Genomic DNA, 1774 nt, shown 5'->3' with positions numbered 1-1774 from the left:
TCGCGCCGGCCGACCCGCGCCACACCCAGCAACGCCTGCCAGATATCCGCCAGCACCTGCTCTATCTCGCCCACCGGCGCTTCATAAGTTTCCGCCTGCAACGCGTGCGCATCCGGGTCCGGCAAGGCACTGCGGTCCACTTTGTTATTTGCCGTCAACGGCAGCGAGGCCATGATCACAAATTGCGACGGCATCATATAGGCCGGCAGGTGCGCCGCCAGCGTTTCACGCAAGGCCGCCGCCGTCAGCGCATCCGGGCGCAATAAACTCACATAGGCGATCAGGCGTCCCTCGCCCTTCTCTTCTGCGCACGGCCCCGCACCGCCGTGCAACACCACCGCCGCCTGGTTCACCGCCGGCAGCGCCAGCAACTGCGACTCGATTTCACCCGGCTCGATACGAAAGCCGCGCAGCTTCACCTGCTGGTCCACCCGCCCCACAAACGCCAGCGTGCCGTCGGCCAGCCACCGGACCCGATCGCCGGTGCGGTACACCCGACTGTGCGGATCGTCGCTGAACGGGTTGCGGATAAACCTGGCCTCGCTCAAGGCCGCGCGCTGCCAGTAGCCGCGCGCCACCCCGGCACCGCCCACCCACAACTCGCCCACCACACCCGGCGCTGCCAACTGCCCGAAGCGGTCCACCACATAAACTTCAACCCGGGGCAGCGGCCGGCCGATCGGCACCGAGACCCAGTCCGCCAGCGCCGCCGTATCGCGCTCGAAATCGCAGGTCACACAACCGATAGTCGTCTCGGTGGGACCGTAATGGTTGACATACAGACCGTTGGGCAGCCACTGCGCCAGCGCGCGGGCCTGGCGACCTGGTAATGCTTCGCCGCCGACAATTACCCGGTGGGCGACTTCACTCAGTACACCCTTATCCCCGTGTAACTGCCCCAGGGCATCGAGATGCGACGGCGTCAGTTTTACTACCTTGGGCTTTATGGCTTGCGGTTTTACTACGTCGGGTTTTACCGTTTGGGATGTCAATGCCTCGGACTTTGAAACCTCGGACTTTGAAACCTCGGACGGCAAGACCGCCGGCGTATCGGCAGCCGGCGCCTGCAACAGCCGGTAGAGATGCAGGATTTCATTGTCGTCCTGGGGCAGCAGGTGCAGCGACTTGCCGGCCACCAGCGGCGGCAGCACGCCGGTCAGCGCCAGGTCGAACGCCAGCGGGGAACTGACGATACTGCCGTCCACCTCGCCCTGAAAATACCGCTGCGCTATCTGCACGGCGTAATTCACCGCGGCGCGGTGTTCGATCATCACGCCCTTGGGTGTGCCGGTGGAGCCGGAGGTGTAAATGATATAGGCGAGGTTGTCGCCGCGCTGGCCGCGCCGGGCTTTGTCGGCTTTGCTCAGATTGGTACACGGATAATCGGCCAGGGTCTGCTGCAGGTGGTCATCGTCCACACACAGGGCGAGCGTCTCGGGCAGTCCGGTCGACACCTGTAAGTGCCCTTGCGTCAACACTATCGCCATGCCCGTGTCGTCGAGCAGGGCGGCCAGGCGCGCGGGCGGTGCCTGGGGGTCCAGGGGCACATAGGCGCCGCCGGCTTTAAGGATCGCCAGGATGGCGACAAGCATTTCCGGGGAGCGCGTCATACACAGCCCCACCGGGGTGTCGGGCCCGACGCCGCGGGCCATCAGGTAACGGGCCAGCCGGTTGGCGCGCCGGTTTAGCTGCCGGTAGCTGAGGGTGTGTTCTTCGTAAATCACGGCGGGGGCCGCACCGTGTTTACGCACCTGAGCCTCGAACAGTGCGTGCA

At 65.2% G+C, this 1774-nt stretch carries 1 protein-coding gene; it reads right to left on the bottom strand.

Annotated features, from left to right (window positions below; genetic code table 11):
• Positions 1-1774 (bottom strand): amino acid adenylation domain-containing protein (locus FKG94_RS28530; protein WP_142930352.1); only part of this gene is annotated, 1774 nt, incomplete at both ends.

It is taken from the genome of Exilibacterium tricleocarpae (assembly GCF_007004655.1).
Classification (GTDB): domain Bacteria; phylum Pseudomonadota; class Gammaproteobacteria; order Pseudomonadales; family Cellvibrionaceae; genus Exilibacterium; species Exilibacterium tricleocarpae.
The sequence above is the reverse complement of the archived record's forward strand: the minus strand, read 5'-3'. Positions and strand labels throughout refer to the sequence as shown.